The following is a 1,230-nucleotide window of genomic DNA, read 5'->3' on the forward strand; positions in this document are numbered from 1 at the left end:
CCCAGGTGGTGACCCCTCGCTCCCAGAGGCGCCGTTCGGTCGTCTCGCCCACCCCCTCGACGGGGATGAAGCTGTTCTCGATGCGCATGTCCGACCGGGGGCGTCGCGCGGTGAAAAACCCGACGGGAGCGGGTCGCGCGGCTCGAACGGGCGAACGACTAACACGCTGCGCGCCGGATACGCGTGCGTGAACGATCGAGCGAACGGGCCCGACGGGTCGACCGACCGCCCGGGGACGGCCCGATGAAGCGGACGGCCCGGGGCGGCGTCGCGCTGATCGGCCATCGCGGCTGCGCCGGCCAGTGCCCGGAGAACACGGTCGCGGCGATCGAGCGCGCCGCGCCGCACGTCGACGCCGTCGAGATCGACGTGCGTCGGTGCGGGAGCGGCGAACTCGTCGTCGTCCACGACGCGGAGCTCGACCGGCTGACCGGCGCGTCCGGGCGCGTGGCTGACGCCGACTGGGAGGCGCTCCGCGAGCTGACGGTGCTCGACTCGGGCGAACCGATCCCGCGGCTCGGCGAGGCGCTCGACGCCGCGCCCGACGGGCTCGGAATCAACGTCGAACTCAAGGAGCCGGAAACCGCGCTCGACGCGCTCGCCGTCGCGCGACGAGCCGACAACGAGGTGCTGTTCTCGTCGTTTCGCCCCGAGGCGCTGGCGTCGCTGCGAGACGGCGATCCCGCGACGGACCGGGCGCTGCTCGTCGCGGACGCGACCCCCGAGCGCGCGGTCGAGCGAGCGAGCGAACTCGGGTGCGTCGCGGTCCATCCCCCGATCGATGTCGCGACCGAGCCCGGGTTCGTCGAGACGGTCCGTGAGGCCGGACTCGCGGTGAACGCGTGGACCGCGACCGACCGCGGGGACGCGGAGCGACTCCTCGCGGCCGGCGTCGACGGGGTCATCGCCGACCGGTGGGACCTGCTTTCCGACGCGGAGCGATCGTCGCGGGGTTAAGTGGGTCCCGCCCCAACGAGGTCCACATGTGCGGCCGCTACACGCTGTTCACCTCCGCCGCCGACCTCGAGAACAGGTTCGGGGCGGAGTTCGGCGACCACGAACCCAGCTACAACTGCGCGCCCGGGCAGTCGCTGCCGGTGATCGCCGACGAGGACCCGACCGCGGCGACCCGGATGGAGTGGGGGTTGACCCCCTCGTGGGCCGACGAGTCGTTCGACCTCATCAACGCCCGGGCGCGCAGTTGTAGCTGGGTTCGTGGTCGCCGAACTC

At 72.8% G+C, this 1,230-nt stretch carries 2 protein-coding genes and 1 pseudogene; 2 read left to right on the forward strand and 1 reads right to left on the reverse strand.

The features are described 5' to 3' along the window. A pseudogene (locus B9G38_RS18845) lies at nt 1-196 on the reverse strand (hypothetical protein); the annotation flags it as partial. A 47-nt stretch (nt 197-243) separates the two neighbouring features. Between B9G38_RS18845 and B9G38_RS17525 the strand changes: the two are divergent. Beyond that, nucleotides 244-957 (forward strand): glycerophosphodiester phosphodiesterase, encoded by a 714-nt coding sequence (locus B9G38_RS17525; RefSeq protein WP_086221198.1) that lies wholly within the window; start codon nt 244-246, stop codon nt 955-957. 26 nt (nt 958-983) lie between these two features. Beyond that, the coding region (locus B9G38_RS17530; RefSeq protein ID WP_143415651.1) for an SOS response-associated peptidase family protein at nt 984-1,230 on the forward strand (247 nt) is incomplete at its 3' end.

The organism is Halorubrum sp. SD612 (genome assembly GCF_002135005.1).

What these genes read in the sequence shown, in the direction of transcription:
- B9G38_RS17525 (WP_086221198.1), top strand. Translation starts at nt 244, where the DNA reads ATGAAGCGGACGGCCCGGGGCGGCGTCGCGCTGATCGGCCATCGCGGC.